A 17,315-nucleotide genomic window follows, 5' to 3' on the forward strand; every position below is an offset into this window, starting at 1 on the left:
CGCCTACTTCGCCGACCCGTCATGCGGCTTGTAAAACTGGAACATCCCGGTTTCAGCCGTTTTGATGTACTCCTTGGCCCAGTCCGGTTTTACCGTGCGGTCATGGAAATACATGGCGCCACCGGTGTGGTCCGGCAACTGCTTATTGAGGGCCTTGCGCGCGATTTCCTTGGCGATCGCGTATTGGGTCTCATCCTGTGCCGTGTCCGGGCGCCCGTCGCACCACCAGGAGAACTGACATTTCTTGGTTTCGGAGCCTTGCTTGACCACCGCACACACCGTGTCGGGGAAACCTGCGTGACCGAGGCGGTTCATGACGACATTGGCGACCGCTTCCATGTCGGCGCTGTCCTTGCCTTTGGCTTCCCAGTAAATGGAGCGGGCCAGGCAGGTAATCGCCTCGTCCAACGGCGCAGTGCCGGACGGGTCGACTGCCTGGACCTCGGATTGGGTAATCTTCTCGGATTTGGGCACGGGCACGTTGTCGCCCTTCTCCGCCGCTTTCTGCTCAAGCACTTGAGCCTTGTCTTGAGCCACTTCTTTTTTTTGTTCCTGGTCGTCGGCGATGGCCTGACCGGCGAGCAGGGTCACGGCGAGTAATGCTGCGATCCATTTAACGGACATGGTGAAAACACTCCGAAAGTCGTCGATTCAGTGTAGTAGCCAAATTATGTCAAAGCTTAAGCAACAATCTGCAAAAAGCCATTGCCTTGAACGGGGTGAGTTCGCGCATTATGGGCGCACTCAGTCAAAGGGGATTTCCATGCGCGTTCCGTCATCCATTTTGCATCTTGTCGCGTTGCCGTTGGGCCTGGCATTTGCCGCCACCGCCGTGGCAACCGAGGATTCGCAACTGGTCGAGTCGATCAACGTTTACCGCAGCCAGGCGCAGCGCTGCGCCAATCAGGCCTCTTCGGAACTGCCACCGCTGACGAGCGACGCGCGCCTGGTCTTGTCGCCCACCGGTAACGTCGATCTGCAGCAGGCGATGGCCCGTGCGTCGTACCCGATGGTGAACGTACAGGCGATCAGCATGTCCGGACCGCGTGATGCGGCGTCCGCCATGGCGGCGATCAAAGAGAGCTTTTGCCAGGTGGTGCTCAACCCGCAATTCATCGACGTCGGTGTCAGCCATGAGGGGCGCGACTGGCGCATCGTGTTGGCGCGTCCACTGTTGACCGCACGTTTGGGCGACGCCACGGTAGAAGGCCAGAAGCTGCTGGAAATGCTCAACGCCGCTCGCAGCCAACCTCGCCAGTGTGGCGGTCAACCGTTCGCCGCAACCTCGCCGCTGGCCTGGAACGCGACATTGGCCGCTGCGTCCGAAAAACATTCGCGGGCGATGGCCAATAACAACTTCTTCGACCACAAGGACCGCGATGGCCGCACACCCGGGGACCGTGCCGAACTGGAAGGTTATAGCGGCCAGCAAGTCGGCGAGAACATTGCCGCCGGGCAAGACACCGTGCGCAAGGTCGTCGACGGCTGGCTGGCCAGCCCCGGTCATTGCGCCAACCTGATGAACCCGCAATACCGCGAGTTGGGCGCCGCCTACGCAGTCGATCCGAAGAGTGATGCCGGGATCTACTGGACAGCCATGTTCGGTGCGCAATAACGGCGATAGCGAGAGCGGTGATTCGCCGCTCTTACAACGTATGTTGTCTGTTGCCGATCTCTTTGGCTTTTTCGATGGCCCACTCCAAAGCGTCCTCCATGTCCAGCAGGTGTGGGGACGGATGCTCGTTCTCTTCAATTACGGAGTCGTCCGGCCGGTAAACGCCGATGAACATTTTCAGGGAGCCGTCCCTCAATATCTCGGCTGTCACCTTGATCTTGCATCCATTGGAAAGCGTTTCCTTGTGTTCCTCATGGCGTTCAGTCATCGCTGTCTCCCTCTCGTCGTGGATAGCAGGGTTTGCCGTCATTCTTTCTGAGCGTAGTAGAACTTCGACCAGGATTTTCACTGGCCGCCGGCAGGCGGTTTACCGGCCACGAGCCTCACAGGACAGCGGCGCAATGCCACCTATACTCCATTCCACCAACCCCGCGCGGGGCCTGCACTACCAACAATAAAAAGCAGAGGTGGAACATGGTCTGGCAGCAAGTCTACGATCCCTTTGGTAACCCGGTGCTCTCAACCATCATGGCCGCAGTGCCGGTTGTGGTGATGCTGGCATCCCTTGCGTTTTTCCATATCAAGGCGCATCTGGCGGCATTGCTGGCCCTTGGTTCTGCCCTGCTGATCGCCATCTTCGCCTTCGGCATGCCCGCGAACATGGCCGGCACGGCGGCGCTGTTCGGCGCCGCCAACGGTCTGCTGCCGATTGGCTGGATCGTGCTCAACATTATCTTCCTGCACCGGCTGACCACTGAGAACGGCTCGTTCAAAGTGTTGCAGGATTCCCTCGCACGCATCACCGACGACCGACGCCTGCAATTGCTGCTGATTGCTTTCTGCTTCGGTGCGTTCTTCGAAGGCGCTGCCGGGTTCGGCACGCCGGTGGCGGTGACGGGCGCAATCCTGATCGGCCTGGGCTTCTCACCCCTGGCGGCGTCTGGCCTGGCGTTGATTGCCAACACCGCGCCGGTGGCGTTCGGCGCTTTGGGCACGCCCATCATCACCCTGGCCAAGGTAACCGGGCTGGATGAAATGGAACTGTCGATGATGGTCGGCCGACAATTGCCATTCTTCTCGGTGCTGGTGCCATTCTGGCTGATCTGGGCTTTTGCCGGCTGGCGCAAGATGCTGGAAATCTGGCCGGCCATCCTGGTCGCCGGTGTCAGCTTTGCCGTGCCACAGTTCCTGGTGTCCAACTACCACGGGCCGATGCTGGTCGACGTGATCGCCGCACTGATCTCCATGGCCTGCCTGACCCTGTTCCTGAAAGTCTGGAAACCGGCCACGGTGCACACCTCCGCCGCGCTGTCGGGGCGTGTCGACACTTCAAAAATAGACGCCGAACATGAGCAAAAACCCGAAATCAGCGGCACCTTTGCCAGCGATGCAAAACCGGCGGTGATGCGTGCGTGGATGCCGTGGATCATCCTCACCGTCTTCGTTTTCGCCTGGGGCACCCAAGGCTTCAAAAACATGTTCGACACCCGCCCGGCAATCGACCCGGCCACCCAATCAGCCAAGCTCGACCCACAAGGCAAACCGCTGCGCGAAGCCAATCCAATGTTCGCCCCGGCCGTGACCTTCACCACCTTGCACCTGCAAGTGGAAAAGGTTCCACCGGTGGTGCCTGCGCCAAAAACCGAGGAAGCGATCTATAAATTCACTTGGTTCACCAGCACTGGCAGCGGCATCCTCCTGGCGGCCATCGTCGGCGGACTGCTGATGGGTTATTCGATCCCGCAACTGGCCCGCCAATACCTGCGAACGTTGTGGGTGGTGCGCTATTCGCTGATCACCATTGCGGCGATGTTGGCCCTGGGCTTCCTCACCCGCTACTCGGGGCTGGACGCGACCATGGGCCTGGCCTTCGCCGCCACCGGGATTTTCTACCCCATGTTCGGCACCCTGCTCGGCTGGCTCGGCGTCGCCTTGACTGGCTCGGACACGGCCTCCAACGTGCTGTTTGGCGGCTTGCAACGGGTGACTTCCGAACAACTGGGACTCAGCCCGGTATTGATGGCCGCAGCCAACAGTTCTGGCGGGGTGATGGGCAAAATGGTCGACGCCCAGTCAATCGTAGTGGCGTCCACGGCGACTCGCTGGTACGGGCATGAAGGGGAAATCCTGCGCTACGTGTTCTTCCACTCCATTGTGCTGGCCATTCTGGTCGGTGGCCTGGTCACGTTGCAGGCGTATGTCGCGCCGTTCAGCCATCTGGTGGTGGGTGGGCATTGATGAGCCGAGGTTAGTGAGTGATCCACGCCCGGCGATCTGGCCGGGTTGTGGCGAACGATGCGGTGCGGTGTGGATGAGGTGTCCAATGCGCTAAATACTGCTTTACTGATTCAAAGCCTGGACCCATGGGAAGTGCACCGATGGAACGCCTGACCGCCAAAGACTTCGCACCGGAACTGCTTGAGCTCTACGACTATTACGCCCATGGCAAAATCAACCGGCGCGAGTTTCTTGACCGGGCGGCGCTGTTCACCTTGGGCGGCCTGACGGCCAGCGCTCTGCTCGCCACCCTGAGCCCCAATTACGCGCTGGCCGAACAAGTGGAGTTCACTGACCCGGACATCCTCGCCGAGTACATCAGCTACCCCTCGCCCAACGGCCATGGCAATGTCCGTGGCTATTTGGTGCGTCCAGCCAAAGCCACCGGCAAAGTGCCGGCGGTGCTGGTCGTACATGAAAACCGTGGGCTCAACCCCTACATCGAAGACGTCGCCCGGCGCGTCGCCAAAGCGGGATTTGTTGCACTCGCCCCCGACGGCCTGAGTTCGGTGGGCGGTTATCCCGGCAACGATGACAAAGGCCGCGAGTTACAAGCGACGGTCGATCCGGAAAAGCTCATGAATGATTTTTTCGCCGCCATTGAATGGCTGATGAAACTGGATGGCGCCACGGGCAAGGTCGGGATTACCGGCTTCTGCTATGGCGGCGGTGTCGCCAATGCCGCTGCCGTGGCCTATCCGGAGCTGGCGGCAGCCGTGCCTTTTTATGGTCGCCAGCCCAAGTCCGAGGATGTGCCGAAAATCAAGGCGCCACTGCTGCTGCATTACGGCGAACTGGACAAGGCCATCAATGAAGGCTGGCCGGCGTATGAAAAAGCGTTGAAAGCGGCGGGCAAGACATACGAGGCGTATATCTATCCCGGCTGCAATCATGGTTTTCATAACGACTCCACGCCTCGTTACGATGAAGCCGCAGCGAAACTCGCGTGGGACAGGACGGTGGCCTGGTTTCGTAAATACTTGGTGTAGAAGCATCTACGGGGAGCAACTATCAATTCCCTCGATCTTTTACATCATGAAGCCGAATTTTTTATTTTTCTGCGGCGTGTTCAAGATAGCGCGACTTCTAATAATTCGGGCGATAGCGTCATGAACATAAATTTTGCGTTTGCGTGCTTGATCGTTGTGTCCTTTGCCATCGCCCTGGGCCACGGCTGATAGCGCGTCCCTGGCTCAATCGTCCGCCTGCACCACTTCAAGGCCAAGCTTTCGATAGTCCCCGATATCGCCCGAGGCGACATGCCGCTCGGTGATCAGCGTGTGAATGCGATTGCACGGCGCCACCACAAAAGGCTCGACCGCCCCCAGTTTGTCTGCAGTTGTCACCGCCACCACCTGGGATGCGCTATCGAGCATCGCCAGTTTCACCGGCACCTCATCAAAATGCAGCGAGCTGATGCCGACTTCCGGGTGGATCGCACAGACCCCGGTAAACAGCAGATCAGCCTTGATGCTCTCGATCAGTCGCAGCGTTTCATGTCCGCTGGCAGACATCGTCGCCGGATTGAGTTGGCCACCAGCCAGGATCACCTTGATGCCCGTGTATTCGGCCAACGTGATGGCAATCATCGGCGATGCCGTCATGGCCGTGATGACAATGTCCGAGGGTAACGACCGGGCGATCTGCAGCGTCGTGCTGCCCGAATCGAACATCACAATCTGGCCGTTGTGCACTCGACTGGCCGCGAGTTGCGCCAGGCGGGTTTTCACCTCATCGGTTTCGTTTACCCGGGTAAAGAAGTCCTTGCCGGTGTCCTTTGGACGCGGCAGCGCCCCGCCGTGCACGCGCTGCACCAGGCCAGCGGCGTGCAGTTCCGCCAGGTCGCGGCGAATGGTGTCTTCGGAAACGGCAAAATGCTGGCTCAACTCCGAAGCCATGACCTTGCCGTCACGCTCCAGGAGCAGAAGGATTTTTTGCCGGCGCACCGAAGGAAGCTCGACTGTCGAATGCTGATCTTGCATGTTCGTGCCTGTTTTTGCGTGTTTGTGCAAGATTAGCCAAGCAGCCTCGTAAACACAATCGCAACGAATTGTCTGGCGAGGAGGAAAAAGGCAGATGAGCGGTCGCGTAATACCCGGCGGATGGCCGATGTTGAACTAGCGTTATAAGTCCAAGCTGGCCAATCCAGCCCTTTTGCAGTGGTGAACTACATGGAAAAGATCGCCCGAAAGTTAGTCAACTCATCGGCGCCCCTTATAGCGTGCGCAGGACTTGGGTTAATGATTGGATTAGGGTATCCGGTCATTGCGCAGGCCGATGATGCAAGCGCCAAAAGCCTGCTAAAGAACATGTCCGACTATATGTCAGCGCAAAAAAACATATCGTTTAACTACGACACGGACCTTGAAGTCGTCACCCGAGAAAAACAGAAACTCACAGTGGCGGCGTCCGGCACGGTCATCATTAACCGGCCTGACAAAATCCGTTCCACGCGCACGGGCGGATTCGCCGATGTCGAGATGCTGTTCGACGGCAAGACCCTGACCCTGTTTGGCAAAAACGCAAACGCTTATACCCAGGTTGAAGCCCCTGGCACGATTGATCATTTGATTAACGAATTAAGGGACAAGTACAACCGCCCCTTACCGGGCGCCGACCTCTTTGTCGACAATCCTGCAGCGCAACTGATGGAGGGCGTCAATGACATCAAGGATTTGGGCAGCGGTGTGATTGGCGGCGTCGAATGCGACCACTTGGCGTTCAGGGCCAAGGACGTGGATTGGCAGATCTGGATCGCCCAAGGCGAGCGTCCCTACCCTTGCCGCTACGTCATTACCTCCAAGCAAGTGGCGGGCGGTCCGCAATACAGCATTGAAATCAGGGACTGGAAAAGTGGCACCGAAGTGGCCGCAGACGACTTCGCCTTCAATAACACGACAAATGCCAAGAAAATGGAGTTGAAGGACCTGCCCAACGGGGATGACTTGCCGAAAAACTTTGTGCGAGGAAAAGCCAAATGAAGCTCTTGATAAAAACAGCTGGCTTGCTGGCGGTGACGTTCGTTCTGTGCGCCGCGCTCGAACTCGGAGAAACCCTGTCGATCCCAGGCATTCACAGTGTTATTTCTCCGGCCGAAGCCATCGTCGGGCGTCCTCTCACACCGGTCAGCGTGGCTGGAGTGGCAAGGCGTACGGTGCGGCGTTGCGCGGTGGGAGTTCGTTACTGCTGATGATAATTGACACTTACCGGGTCAGGCGGCCCGGTAAGATTTAAAAACATTTGTGCGCCTGAATACCAGTAACTTCAGCAATATAAAATCCGCCAGTCTCATTTTTTTATCAAACTTTGTTGCACTCGCTTAACACTGACTCAAACTTATTACACCTCTCGTAAAAAGTAACACGTGCCTGCATTGACGAGTTTCTTAAACGCGCTTTTCATTAATCCAAAGGGCCGAATAAATATCACTCGGCCGCATCGGAAAAGCGCAAGACTCGCCAAAGGACATTGATCATGCTCATTATCGACACGCCCTATAAAACGACGGCAAAACTTAGCTGCCTGGCAAAAGAAAACGTTCAAACCATCATCCGCTACTACAACTTCAGCAACTCGGTAAGTTTTCCCGACAAGTGTTTAACGCTGATGGAAGCGCAATCCATTTGTGCCCAGGGAATGAACATTGCCGTGGTGTTCCAGCAACGACAAAACAGCGCAGACGACTTCTCGGACACCAAAGGGTATGAAGCAGGACGCAGGGCCTACCGCTATGCCAGCAACGACATCGGGCAACCCGAGGGGTCGGGGATATATTTTTCCGTCGACTTCGATGCCAGCCCCACCGACATCACCGGCAGCATCATTCCTTTTTTCCAGGGCATCCAACGGGCCTTCGAAGAGATATCCGGCAGCCAGCCGGCCTATCGGGTAGGCGTCTATGGCTCGGGAGCCACCGCCGCTGCGTTGTCAAAGAACAACTTGTGCTCGCTGGTCTGGCTCGCGATGTCATCGGGGTTCAGGGGCACGAAAGACGCGATCAGGAATGGCGTCTACAACATTCAGCAAAAGGCGCCGGAAGCCACATTGTGCGGCTTGGGCCTCGACTACAACCTCATCAATCCTCAACAGAGTGATTTCGGCGCGTTTGTTGTCCCTGTCGAAACGTCGTCAGTCCCGACGGCTGTCTCTGCGCCCACCCATGAGGTGATATCGCGAACCAGTCTGAGACTGCGGGGTGGTCCCGGCACCGAGTACAGCGTGTTGGGTAGCTTGAAGCCCAGGCAGCTGGTCGTGGCGAAACCGGTCAATCCCGAGTGGTCGAGTATTGATCTTCAGGGTGATGGCTTGATCGATGGGTTTGCGGCTTCGGCATTTCTAAAAGAGTTGGGATAAACGGCGCAACGAGGGTCAGTTAGCGGCAACCTGACCCCTGCTTGCGGACGTCACCAACACTTTCAGCGAAGCATCGAACTGCTTCAACGCATCGACCTGCACCACGTTTTGCTGGTCTATCTGCGCAGCGATCTCTGGAGCGGCCTTGCCATGCACCCAGACCGAAGGCATCTGTTGTTCCCGCGATCCTTCGGCCTTGCCGATGTACTGCAGGTTCGAATCGTAGAACTTGGCGAGGAAGCGTGCTTCGACCTGGTTATTGCGCTTGGACACCAGACGGCTGTAGGTGTCCAGCATCACCACGACGTCAGGATGGGCTTGCACCACCGCGTCGAGGCTGTCGTAGACAGTCACCGAGGCAAATTCCTTTTGCAGCGAGCCCTTGAGCCAATTGATCGCCAGTGTCGGATCGGAGCTCTTGACGAAGGCGCTGCTGATGCGCGAATCCAGCGCAGGGTTCTTCGCGCCGTTCAGTGCCACAGCATGGTACTGCTCAAGGTATTGGATCGTGTTGAGGGTGTTCTCGCTGTACAGCACGCCCACCGATTGGGTGCGCTGCAAGCTGGCGGTGCTGTCGCCCATCGGCAGGAAATGACAGGACGGATCGGCCGCATAAGCCGGTACGGTGGCGGCAACGCTGGCGGTCAATACGGCGACAAGCGCCAACAAGGTAGAGATTCTCATCGCGCAGGTTCCTTCAGAGGCGACTTCGGTATGACGTTATCTTCCTCTCATGACAGAAAAACAGAACTCGCATTCCTTGATGGTGATTATTGATTAAACGAATGGTTGCGCGGGGTTGAACGGGTTGGCCAGTGGATATCTGCGCGAAGCCGATTATGCTTCTAGAAACCCTGCAGCGATGCGAGGCCGCCAGCCTGTGTGCAGGCTTCGCGCAATGTTTAATCCGACGACATCAGCCCAAGGGCCTGGGTGCGGCAAACGATAGTGAGGTACTCCGGCCTATAACAAGAAAGACGGAGAAGACTCATGGCCGCAATCGACAACGCAACCACGGGCAGCACGTCCAACCACGGGATCACCAAGGAGGAGCGCAAGGTCATTTTCGCCTCCTCCCTGGGCACCGTGTTCGAATGGTACGACTTCTACCTGTACGGGTCCCTCGCGGCGATTATCGCCAAGCACTTCTTCGCCGGTGTCAACGAGACAACCTCGTTCATCTTCGCGCTGCTCGCCTTCGCCGCAGGCTTCGCCGTTCGCCCTTTCGGTGCCGTGGTGTTCGGCCGGCTGGGCGACATGATCGGGCGCAAGCACACCTTCCTCATCACCATTGTCATCATGGGTCTGTCCACGGCCGTGGTGGGCTTCCTGCCTGGCTACGCGACCATCGGCGTGGCGGCGCCGATCATCCTGATCTCCCTGCGCCTGCTGCAAGGCCTGGCGCTGGGCGGTGAGTACGGCGGCGCGGCGACCTACGTGGCCGAACATGCACCGAAGGGCCGGCGCGGCTACTTCACCTCGTGGATTCAAACCACGGCCACCCTTGGGCTGTTTCTCTCGCTGCTGGTGATCCTCGCTTGCCGCACCGCGCTGGGCACCGAAGCCTTCGAAGCCTGGGGCTGGCGGATTCCGTTCCTGCTGTCGATCCTGCTGCTGATCGTCTCGGTGTACATCCGCCTGCAACTCAGCGAGTCGCCGGTGTTCCTGAAAATGAAAGCCGAGGGCAAGTCCTCCAAGGCGCCGCTGACCGAATCCTTCGCGCGCTGGGAGAACCTCAAGATCGTGATCATGGCCCTGCTCGGCGGCACCGCCGGCCAGGCCGTCGTCTGGTACACCGGTCAGTTCTACGCGCTGTTCTTCCTGCTGCAAACACTGAAGATCGACCCGCAGACCGCCAACCTGCTGATTGCCGGTTCGCTGCTGATCGGCACGCCGTTCTTCGTCATCTTCGGCAGCCTGTCCGACCGGATCGGCCGCAAAGGGATCATTATGGCCGGCTGCATCCTGGCGGCAGTGACCTACTTCCCGATCTTCCATGCGTTGACCCAATACGGTAACCCCGACGTGTTCCTCGCCCAGGAGAAGAACCCGGTCACGGTGGTGGCCGATCCGGGGCTGTGCTCGTTCCAGTTCGACCCGGTGGGCAAGGCCAAATTCACCAGTTCCTGCGACCTCGCCAAGACCGTATTGGCGAAACGCGCCATACCCTACAAGAACCTCAAGGCTGAACCGGGCGCCGTCGCGCAGGTACGCATCGGCGACAAAGTCATCCAGAGCTTCGAGGGCACCGGCATGCCGGCCGCCGACTTCAAGACCAAAAACGACGCCTTCGCCGCGACCCTCGGCACAGCGCTCAAGGAGGCCGGCTACCCCGAAAAGGCCGACCCGGCCAAGACCAATTACCCAATGGTGCTGCTACTCCTGACCATCCTGGTGATCTACGTGACCATGGTCTACGGCCCGATTGCCGCCTGGCTGGTGGAACTGTTCCCGGCGCGCATCCGCTACACCTCGATGTCGCTGCCCTACCACATCGGCAATGGCTGGTTCGGCGGCTTCCTGCCGACGGTGGCGTTCGCCATGGTCGCGGCCACGGGTGATATCTATTACGGGCTGTGGTACCCGATCGTCATCGCCGTGATGACGGCCATACTCGGTACCTTCTTCCTGCCGGAAACCAAGGATCGGGAAATTCATCACACCTGAAGGCAAACGGGCCCTCTCGCCCCCGGAGAGGGCCCTGCAAACATGATCAAACGGTCTACGCTCATTTTCATTGCCTGGGGACTTCCCGGACTCCGAGAGGGGCAGCACCATGATCCGCGTCCTGTTTACCGTTTTTATGCTGGCGCTAGGCATCCCGGCCCATGCCGGGGTGACGCCATTTCCCGCCGGTTTTCGCACGCAAGACATCCCGGTCGAAGGCGCCAAAATCCATGTCCGCGTCGGCGGCAAAGGCCCTGCCGTGGTGCTGTTGCATGGTTTCGGCGACACCGGCGACATGTGGGCGCCGCTGGCAGCCGATCTGGCCCATGACCACACCGTCGTGGTCCCGGATTTACGCGGTCTGGGCTTGTCGTCAATCCCCGACGGCGGCTACGACAAGAAAACCCAGGCCAGTGATGTTCGAGGCGTGTTGGCCGCACTGGGTATCGAACATGCGGTGGTCATCGGTCACGACATCGGCACCATGGTCGCCTTCGCCTACGCCTCGCGGTATCCGCAGCTGACTGACCGCTTGGTGGTAATGGATGCGCCCGTACCGGGCATTCCGCCCTGGAACGACATTGTCCGTTCACCGATGCTGTGGCATTTCGACTTCGGCGGAGCCGATGCCGAACGCCTGGTCGCCGGTCGTGAACGCATTTACCTGGACCGTTTCTGGAACGAATTCGCGGGTGACCGCAGCAAGGTCGATGAAGCCACCCGTCAGCATTACGCCAAACTCTATGCCCGTCCCGGCGTCATGCATGCGGCCTTCGCCCAGTTCCGCAGCATTCGTCAGGACGCGGTGGACAACGAAGCGTCAATGAAAACGCGACTGACCATGCCGGTATTGGCTGTCGGTGGAGAGAAATCCTTCGGCAATAACGAAGCCATCGTGATGCGCAACGCGGCGGACAACGTGACAGAAGTGGTGATCCCCGGCGCGGGGCATTGGCTGATGGAAGAAGCGCCGACCCAGACCATCGCGGCGATCCGTAACTTTATTGGCCAGTGACCCGGCAGATCGCCAAGCCGATTGAACCCCGGCCCTCATCGTGTTTTCGAAATCCTGAGTGATGACACACGTTGATACGTCGCTGTTACATCAGTCGATCAGCCTGTTTGCGTGTTGTTACCTTAGCGGCCGTGTTGTCACTTCTGCGTCGCTCGGCAGGCCAATAGAGTATGGCCTTCGGTGTCTGGCGGGGACATGAAGTCCCATCGGCCCTGCTGTGCGCCGATCCCCCCATCACGGAAGAGGTGACACCATGAGTTTTGTAACCGTTGAAAAAAACCAGAGCAGTGCCCCATCGGAAGCCGACCTGAAAAAGGCCATGGTCGAGTCTGGCGGCAAACCGGGCGAGGTCACCGGGACCAATGCCGCTCGCAAGCTGACCTACACCGGCACAGTCAATCACACCACGTATGAGAACAAGCTGATCGAGATTGCCAAAGGCAAGCGCACCAGCTGGAACTTTGTCTGGGCCGACGCGAAGGTGAGCACACCGGCGCATTGAGGCCACGGTGGGGCGGTCGAGCGGCCGCCCTGCTGTCTCATGCCGCAGACTCACTTGATACAACCTCGTTACGCTGACTGTTACCTCCAGGGTTTGCACCCGGTTCATGCCCCTCCCGCCTGTAACGCCAAGATACTTCGCCGCCCTGCCCCTCCCGCCTACAGTGAAGCCGTCAATGTGTTTAGAGGGTGCTGATACGTTGCCCGCTGCGCATTGATTGCCTAACACAACCAAGGAAGAGGAAAGCCATGAGTAAGTCGAGCGCTGTAAGCAAGCAAGCTCTGCAACTTCACAATGATGTGCAAGAGGCCCTCAAATCGTTCCAGAGTCTGGCCCCCACGGCCCTGAAAACGTCGGATTACAGCAAGGTGCTGACGTCGACCCTGGCGGCCACGCAAAAGTCAGTCACGATCGAGATCGCCCCCGATGACCTGACGCTGCTCAAGCAGTCAGGCTACAAGCTGTGCTTCGCCAAGAAAGTCGGCAACGAAGCCTACAACGTCGTTTGGCAGTCCTATGACAAATACCTGAGCAACAACGGCTTCAGCTGGACACCTCAGTACCAACTGTTCGGGTCCAATACTTTTCAGGCTGATGTGACGGTGAAGGTGTCGACCAACATCGTCACGATCGGCCTGGGGCAACAATCGATACTGAGCGCGGAAGGTTTGTTGGGGCAGGCAGTAACCGGTGGCCCTGACATTTCCATCACCCTGGACAACGAATACGGGCCGATCCACCCCGGCATCAATCAATTGTCCGTTGGCATCGACGGCAAGCAAGTCAGCACCCCGATCTACGTTGCCACCAACCAGGTGGTCACCGGCAACACCGTTCTGACCCCTGTCGAGACCATTCTCGTGTGGTTCGAACAGAACGTGCAGACCAGCACCATGTTCAGCACTTCGCGGTCCAAGGCCATTGAAATCGACCTGACCACCGTTAACGATGCGACCCGCCTCTACGAAGACGGTAAATGGAAAACGGTGTAAAAGTCACACCGGGGGCAACCTCGCGGTTGCCCCCCTTTCATTCACGAAACATCACCGCCTCCCCGGGAGAAATACCCGGTCAACGAGCGACAGATCGACTCCGCCAGATCTTCCTGAGTGGCGATGCCATAAGGCCGATTGCGATCAAATTGCTCCGACCAGCGAATCCGCCCCTGAGCCACATCAATCAGGCGCACCGAGGTGCGGACACGGCTCGGCTCCACCCGCACGCTGCCTTCCAGCGAATAATTGCCGCGCCCGGCCCGCATGACGTCCGAGGCTTTGACACGGCTGCGCGCCACCTTCATCAACACATGGTTAGTACGGCTTTGCGTCTGTTCGAACGTCTCGAATAACCGGCAGCTCAACTCCTCGCTCAGGCCACGGGTAAAGTCATCGCCGTCGCGGGTGATGCAGGTAAAGGGCTGAATTTGCAGTATTGGATGGCGAGTCGCGACGCCCTTGGGCCTGAGCCGCTGATACGCCAGGCGATAACAACCGGGCGGTATGCTCAGGTGCACCGGGTCCAGCTGACCCGTGGTGGTGTAATGCGTCGCGAGCTTGCGCCGTAATCGGCCCACCTGCACCCGCACCACCGGATCGTCGCCCGTGCAGTAAACCGCCGGATCTCGGCGAAACACCGCCAGACCGATGGCATGCTCGGTGAGTGGCGTGTTCGAACATTGAAGGTCGTGCTCGACCAGAAAGCGCAGCAGACTGCCCATTCGCCGGGACTTGGCAAACACCGGACTGGCCAGAAGCAGCGTCAGCACGCGCTCCAATTCTTCACGATCGAGCGGCTCGGGAACCCCCTCGGCACTCGAATTGCCAACGTGTTTGATCACCATTGCCTGCCTCCGTGCAGGTTACCGACAATCGCTGGCCACCCCGATGGAGTGGATATGGATACTGAAGTCGTACTCCATGGCTACGCGCAACGCCCGACCCATGAGTGACTGGGGCGCTGCAAGGTCGAAGCTTAGCAGCCGTAACGCAATGTCGCGGATATTGTGATGATCGTCACACTGGCCGCTGCGCGTCGTGCATTGTTTGCCGCTGCAAAGGGATTGCCCTTGCCCACTGATCCGTATTTTTGTGCGCTGGCTGCCTCTGTACCAAAACCACCCCTCGTCCAACAATGAGCGACGCACGGGCACAGTTTGTTAATATCCACGCGCTTTTTTCGTCTGACTCATCAGACGCAGTCGTTCTCAAGTCGCAACACAGGAATGCTTTTCCATGAGTACGTTGTATACCCGTCGCACGGTCCTGCGCGGCATGAGCCTGTTGAGCCTGGGTTTGCTCGCCGGCTGCGATGGCAGCAGCAAGCTGTCGTTCAAGTACGGCAAGGACCTCAGCGACAAGATCATGGGACGTACCTTCAAGCTCAAGGACGCCCAGGGCGAAACGAAGATGCTGACCAGCTATCGCGGCCTGATGCCGATGGTGTTCTTCGGTTTCACCCAGTGCCCGGCGGTCTGCCCGACAACGCTGGCCCGGGCGGCGCAGGCGAAGAAGCTGATGGGTCGCGACGGCGAAAAGCTGCAAGTGATCTTCATCACCCTGGACCCCGAACGCGATACGCCGCAGATGCTCGACGCTTACGTCAAATCGTTCGATCCGAGTTTCGAGGCGCTGCATGGCTCGCTCGAAGAAACCGCTGAAACCGCCAAGGAGTTCGGCGTGTTCTTTGAAAAGATCCCCAGCGGTTCGAGCTACACCCTGTCCCACACCGCCACCAGCTTCGTCTTCGACTCCCGGGGCAATTTGCGCCTGGGGCTGTCCGCGTCCCTTACCGCCCAAGAGTGTGCAGACGATCTGCTCACCGTCATGGAAGTCTGCTAATGAATTCGATGTCCGCAAAAACCGCCTTCTCGCGACGCATCAAACAACTGGTCCTGGGCTGCTCCCTGATCGGCATGGCGTGGCAGGTCTGCGCGCAAACCCAGGTGCAAGACGCCTGGGTCCGCGCAACGGTTGCCGGCCAGCCATCGACCGGCGCCTTCATGACCCTGCAAGCCGACAGCGACAGCACACTGCTCAGCGTGCAGTCGCCCGTCGCAAAAACCGTGCAGATTCACCAATCCACCATGAAAGACGACGTGATGAGCATGCGTCAGGTCGAGTCCGTCGCGCTGCCGGCCGGCAAACCGGTGAGCTTTGATCCCCACGGCTACCACATCATGCTGATTGACCTGACCGCCCAGGTTCAGGAAGGCAGCAAAGTGCCCCTGACGCTGATCGTGGAAAACGCCAAGGGCGAGAAAGAAACGATTGAAGTGCAAGCCGATGCCCGCGCACTCGGCATGGCCGATCACAGCAAGATGCATTGACGGCTGGGCGAGCGACTCTTATTTGACGAGTCGCTTTTCCTTGGAAGGCCGGTAGCCGAAATACGAGCTGTAGCACTTGCTGAAATGGCTCGGCGAGACAAAACCACACGCGACCAACACATCCACTTGCGACAGCTCGGTGTGCTGGAGCAATCGACGTGCCTCGGTGATGCGCAATTCCAAGTAATAGCGCTGCGGCGTCGTGCCCAGTTGCTCCTTGAACAAGCGTTCCAGTTGTCGCCGTGAACGCCCGGCATAAACCGCCAGTTGCTCCAGCTCCAATGGCTCTTCGAGGTTGGCGTCCATCAACTTCACCACCTCGCGCAGGGGCGCGCTCACGCAGATGTTTTCCGTCGGTTTGATACGCCGGTAGCGCGATTCCTCAAACGCCAGAATGTCTTCGATTCCCTCGACCAGCGCTTTGCCGTGCAGGCTTTTGATCCAGTCCAGCGCCATGTGGAAGGCCCCGGATGGGCTGGACGCTGTCAGTCGGTCTCGATCAATGATGTAGGGTTCGCTGCTGACCTGCGTGACCTTGCAGAAATCGGCGAGCGCGGGGCGATGTTCGGGGTGAATGGCGCAACGGTAGCCGTCAAGCAAGCCGGCCTTGCCCAGGAACCATGCACCGTTCCACAACCCGGCCAGGCTGACACCCTGGTCTGCCGCCGTGCGCAGCAGGGTGATGAAGCCCTCGCTGGCTTTCAGCTCAGTCCGGTAGCCGCCACAAACGACCAGCAGGTCCAGCTCCTTGATCGCCGCACAATCGAGACGCGCGTCGGGACGAATGACCAGGCCCAGGTCGCTGACGACCTCCCCTTCGTTGAGGCCGAAGGTGCGCGTAGAAAACGTGTCCGGCCGCAGCAGGTTCGTCGTGACCAGCGTATCCAGCGCCTGGGTAAACGCGGGCAGCGAGAAATGTTCAAGCAGCAGGAAGCCAGCCCGAACCGTTTGCCTGGTTTCCCCGGGTTGCTCGTTCAGATAGCGCAGGTTTTTTCCCTTCATGCCCCCGCTGAATTGACGTCGTTCGATCAATGTCCGATCACTCCACTGCGTTTACGAACCTATAGTTTGATGCATTCCTGATGGTTACCACCAGAAGCGCATAAAAAAGCCCCGTCCATTGCTGGCGGGGCCTTGATCATGCCTCAGATTTCATTCAAACGGGTTTGAAGCAATAGACCGCCAGCTTGTTGCCATCCAGATCCCTTGCGTAGGCGGCATAGGCATTGGGCGCCCAGTCACGCGGGCCTGGCGCGCCTTCATCGACACCACCGGCCGCCACAGCACTGGCATGGAAGGCATCAATGGCGGCGCGATCCGGTGCCTCGAAGCTGACGGTGACGCCGTTGCCGACGCTGGCCGGGGCGCCGTTGGCCGGCTTCAAGACGAAAAACGAAGGGGCGCTCTCGCCCCAGATCGAGCCGTTCTCGCCCAGATCGGCGATGCGTTTATGGCCGAGTTGAGCCAGTACGCTGTCGTAGAAACGGCGGGCTTTTTCCAGGTCGTTGGTGCCGACGGTGACGTGAGTGAAGATGCTCATCTTAAAAATCTCTCGGGTTCA

The 17,315-nt window shown here is 58.8% G+C and carries 19 protein-coding genes; 12 read left to right on the forward strand and 7 right to left on the reverse strand.

Annotated features, from left to right (window positions below; genetic code table 11):
- Positions 1-3: 3 nt before the first annotated feature.
- Complete coding sequence (locus QRN31_RS29305) at positions 4-624, reverse strand: cell wall hydrolase (protein ID WP_285436276.1); 621 nt, start codon at positions 622-624, stop codon at positions 4-6.
- A gap of 139 nt (positions 625-763) precedes the next feature.
- On the opposite strand from QRN31_RS29305, the gene QRN31_RS29310 reads away from it, so the two are divergent.
- A complete protein-coding gene (locus tag QRN31_RS29310; protein ID WP_285436278.1) occupies positions 764-1,615 on the forward strand; it encodes a CAP domain-containing protein in 852 nt (283 codons plus the stop codon).
- 31 nt (positions 1,616-1,646) lie between these two features.
- Here the strand turns inward: QRN31_RS29310 and QRN31_RS29315 are convergent, their stop codons facing one another.
- Positions 1,647-1,883, reverse strand: coding sequence for a hypothetical protein (locus tag QRN31_RS29315; RefSeq protein WP_285436279.1), 237 nt, complete (start codon positions 1,881-1,883; stop codon positions 1,647-1,649).
- Between the two features lie 206 nt (positions 1,884-2,089).
- Here QRN31_RS29315 and QRN31_RS29320 point away from each other — a divergent pair, with 206 nt between their 5' ends.
- Together QRN31_RS29320 and yghX are read left to right on the forward strand one after the other, a co-directional pair.
- A complete protein-coding gene (locus QRN31_RS29320) occupies positions 2,090-3,853 on the forward strand; it encodes an L-lactate permease (RefSeq protein ID WP_285436281.1) in 1,764 nt (587 codons plus the stop codon).
- A 140-nt stretch (positions 3,854-3,993) separates the two neighbouring features.
- Positions 3,994-4,881 (forward strand): YghX family hydrolase, encoded by an 888-nt coding sequence (gene yghX / locus QRN31_RS29325; protein ID WP_285436282.1) that lies wholly within the window; start codon positions 3,994-3,996, stop codon positions 4,879-4,881.
- 204 nt (positions 4,882-5,085) lie between these two features.
- On the opposite strand, the gene QRN31_RS29330 is transcribed toward yghX, so the two are convergent.
- Positions 5,086-5,874, reverse strand: a complete 789-nt coding sequence (locus tag QRN31_RS29330; RefSeq protein WP_285436284.1) for a DeoR/GlpR family DNA-binding transcription regulator — start codon at positions 5,872-5,874, stop codon at positions 5,086-5,088.
- Between the two features lie 189 nt (positions 5,875-6,063).
- Between QRN31_RS29330 and QRN31_RS29335 the strand changes: the two genes are divergently transcribed.
- The 3 genes from QRN31_RS29335 (at position 6,064) to QRN31_RS29345 (ending at position 8,245) form a co-directional block, all read left to right on the forward strand.
- On the forward strand, positions 6,064-6,873 hold the full coding sequence (locus QRN31_RS29335) for a DUF2092 domain-containing protein (RefSeq protein WP_259154353.1): 810 nt from the start codon (positions 6,064-6,066) through the stop codon (positions 6,871-6,873).
- The gene (locus tag QRN31_RS29340) at positions 6,870-7,082 is read left to right on the forward strand and encodes a hypothetical protein (protein ID WP_259154351.1); all 213 of its coding nucleotides are present in this window, start codon (positions 6,870-6,872) and stop codon (positions 7,080-7,082) included. The genes QRN31_RS29335 and QRN31_RS29340 overlap by 4 nt, the downstream gene beginning before the upstream one ends.
- Before the next feature lie 284 nt (positions 7,083-7,366).
- Positions 7,367-8,245, forward strand: coding sequence for a DUF1906 domain-containing protein (locus QRN31_RS29345; protein WP_285436287.1), 879 nt, complete (start codon positions 7,367-7,369; stop codon positions 8,243-8,245).
- 15 nt (positions 8,246-8,260) lie between these two features.
- Here the strand turns inward: QRN31_RS29345 and QRN31_RS29350 are convergent, their stop codons facing one another.
- Positions 8,261-8,929 carry an ATPase gene (locus QRN31_RS29350; RefSeq protein ID WP_285436289.1) on the reverse strand — a complete coding sequence of 223 codons (669 nt, stop codon included), beginning with the start codon at positions 8,927-8,929 and terminating at the stop codon, positions 8,261-8,263.
- A 306-nt stretch (positions 8,930-9,235) separates the two neighbouring features.
- On the opposite strand from QRN31_RS29350, the gene QRN31_RS29355 reads away from it, so the two are divergent.
- The 4 genes from QRN31_RS29355 (at position 9,236) to QRN31_RS29370 (ending at position 13,421) form a co-directional block, all read left to right on the forward strand.
- Positions 9,236-10,912, forward strand: coding sequence for an MFS transporter (locus tag QRN31_RS29355; protein WP_285436291.1), 1,677 nt, complete (start codon positions 9,236-9,238; stop codon positions 10,910-10,912).
- A 109-nt stretch (positions 10,913-11,021) separates the two neighbouring features.
- Positions 11,022-11,927 (forward strand): alpha/beta fold hydrolase, encoded by a 906-nt coding sequence (locus QRN31_RS29360; RefSeq protein ID WP_285436292.1) that lies wholly within the window; start codon positions 11,022-11,024, stop codon positions 11,925-11,927.
- A 253-nt stretch (positions 11,928-12,180) separates the two neighbouring features.
- Positions 12,181-12,429, forward strand: coding sequence for a hypothetical protein (locus tag QRN31_RS29365; protein WP_285436294.1), 249 nt, complete (start codon positions 12,181-12,183; stop codon positions 12,427-12,429).
- Between the two features lie 248 nt (positions 12,430-12,677).
- A complete protein-coding gene (locus QRN31_RS29370) occupies positions 12,678-13,421 on the forward strand; it encodes a hypothetical protein (protein ID WP_285436295.1) in 744 nt (247 codons plus the stop codon).
- A 41-nt stretch (positions 13,422-13,462) separates the two neighbouring features.
- On the opposite strand, the gene QRN31_RS29375 is transcribed toward QRN31_RS29370, so the two are convergent.
- Positions 13,463-14,269, reverse strand: coding sequence for a hypothetical protein (locus QRN31_RS29375; RefSeq protein WP_285436296.1), 807 nt, complete (start codon positions 14,267-14,269; stop codon positions 13,463-13,465).
- Positions 14,270-14,660: 391 nt separating this feature from the next.
- On the opposite strand from QRN31_RS29375, the gene QRN31_RS29380 reads away from it, so the two are divergent.
- Complete coding sequence (locus tag QRN31_RS29380; protein WP_285436298.1) at positions 14,661-15,266, forward strand: SCO family protein; 606 nt, start codon at positions 14,661-14,663, stop codon at positions 15,264-15,266.
- The gene (locus QRN31_RS29385; RefSeq protein ID WP_285436300.1) at positions 15,266-15,754 is read left to right on the forward strand and encodes a copper chaperone PCu(A)C; all 489 of its coding nucleotides are present in this window, start codon (positions 15,266-15,268) and stop codon (positions 15,752-15,754) included. The genes QRN31_RS29380 and QRN31_RS29385 overlap by 1 nt, the downstream gene beginning before the upstream one ends.
- A gap of 18 nt (positions 15,755-15,772) precedes the next feature.
- Here QRN31_RS29385 and souR read toward each other — a convergent pair whose 3' ends face one another.
- Positions 15,773-16,756, reverse strand: a complete 984-nt coding sequence (gene souR / locus QRN31_RS29390; protein ID WP_285436351.1) for a transcriptional regulator SouR — start codon at positions 16,754-16,756, stop codon at positions 15,773-15,775.
- Positions 16,757-16,910: 154 nt separating this feature from the next.
- Positions 16,911-17,294 carry a VOC family protein gene (locus tag QRN31_RS29395; protein WP_285436301.1) on the reverse strand — a complete coding sequence of 128 codons (384 nt, stop codon included), beginning with the start codon at positions 17,292-17,294 and terminating at the stop codon, positions 16,911-16,913.
- Between the last annotated feature and the right edge of the window lie 21 nt (positions 17,295-17,315).

The sequence above is a fragment of the Pseudomonas sp. fls2-241-R2A-110 genome, assembly GCF_030209165.1.
GTDB lineage: Bacteria > Pseudomonadota > Gammaproteobacteria > Pseudomonadales > Pseudomonadaceae > Aquipseudomonas.

Coding starts and splice junctions, on each gene's coding strand:
- QRN31_RS29305 (WP_285436276.1), bottom strand. CDS start 624: ATGTCCGTTAAATGGATCGCAGCATTACTCGCCGTGACCCTGCTCGCC.
- QRN31_RS29310 (WP_285436278.1), top strand. CDS start 764: ATGCGCGTTCCGTCATCCATTTTGCATCTTGTCGCGTTGCCGTTGGGC.
- QRN31_RS29315 (WP_285436279.1), bottom strand. CDS start 1,883: ATGACTGAACGCCATGAGGAACACAAGGAAACGCTTTCCAATGGATGC.
- QRN31_RS29320 (WP_285436281.1), top strand. CDS start 2,090: ATGGTCTGGCAGCAAGTCTACGATCCCTTTGGTAACCCGGTGCTCTCA.
- yghX (WP_285436282.1), top strand. CDS start 3,994: ATGGAACGCCTGACCGCCAAAGACTTCGCACCGGAACTGCTTGAGCTC.
- QRN31_RS29330 (WP_285436284.1), bottom strand. CDS start 5,874: ATGCAAGATCAGCATTCGACAGTCGAGCTTCCTTCGGTGCGCCGGCAA.
- QRN31_RS29335 (WP_259154353.1), top strand. CDS start 6,064: ATGGAAAAGATCGCCCGAAAGTTAGTCAACTCATCGGCGCCCCTTATA.
- QRN31_RS29340 (WP_259154351.1), top strand. CDS start 6,870: ATGAAGCTCTTGATAAAAACAGCTGGCTTGCTGGCGGTGACGTTCGTT.
- QRN31_RS29345 (WP_285436287.1), top strand. CDS start 7,367: ATGCTCATTATCGACACGCCCTATAAAACGACGGCAAAACTTAGCTGC.
- QRN31_RS29350 (WP_285436289.1), bottom strand. CDS start 8,929: ATGAGAATCTCTACCTTGTTGGCGCTTGTCGCCGTATTGACCGCCAGC.
- QRN31_RS29355 (WP_285436291.1), top strand. CDS start 9,236: ATGGCCGCAATCGACAACGCAACCACGGGCAGCACGTCCAACCACGGG.
- QRN31_RS29360 (WP_285436292.1), top strand. CDS start 11,022: ATGATCCGCGTCCTGTTTACCGTTTTTATGCTGGCGCTAGGCATCCCG.
- QRN31_RS29365 (WP_285436294.1), top strand. CDS start 12,181: ATGAGTTTTGTAACCGTTGAAAAAAACCAGAGCAGTGCCCCATCGGAA.
- QRN31_RS29370 (WP_285436295.1), top strand. CDS start 12,678: ATGAGTAAGTCGAGCGCTGTAAGCAAGCAAGCTCTGCAACTTCACAAT.
- QRN31_RS29375 (WP_285436296.1), bottom strand. CDS start 14,269: ATGGTGATCAAACACGTTGGCAATTCGAGTGCCGAGGGGGTTCCCGAG.
- QRN31_RS29380 (WP_285436298.1), top strand. CDS start 14,661: ATGAGTACGTTGTATACCCGTCGCACGGTCCTGCGCGGCATGAGCCTG.
- QRN31_RS29385 (WP_285436300.1), top strand. CDS start 15,266: ATGAATTCGATGTCCGCAAAAACCGCCTTCTCGCGACGCATCAAACAA.
- souR (WP_285436351.1), bottom strand. CDS start 16,756: ATGAAGGGAAAAAACCTGCGCTATCTGAACGAGCAACCCGGGGAAACC.
- QRN31_RS29395 (WP_285436301.1), bottom strand. CDS start 17,294: ATGAGCATCTTCACTCACGTCACCGTCGGCACCAACGACCTGGAAAAA.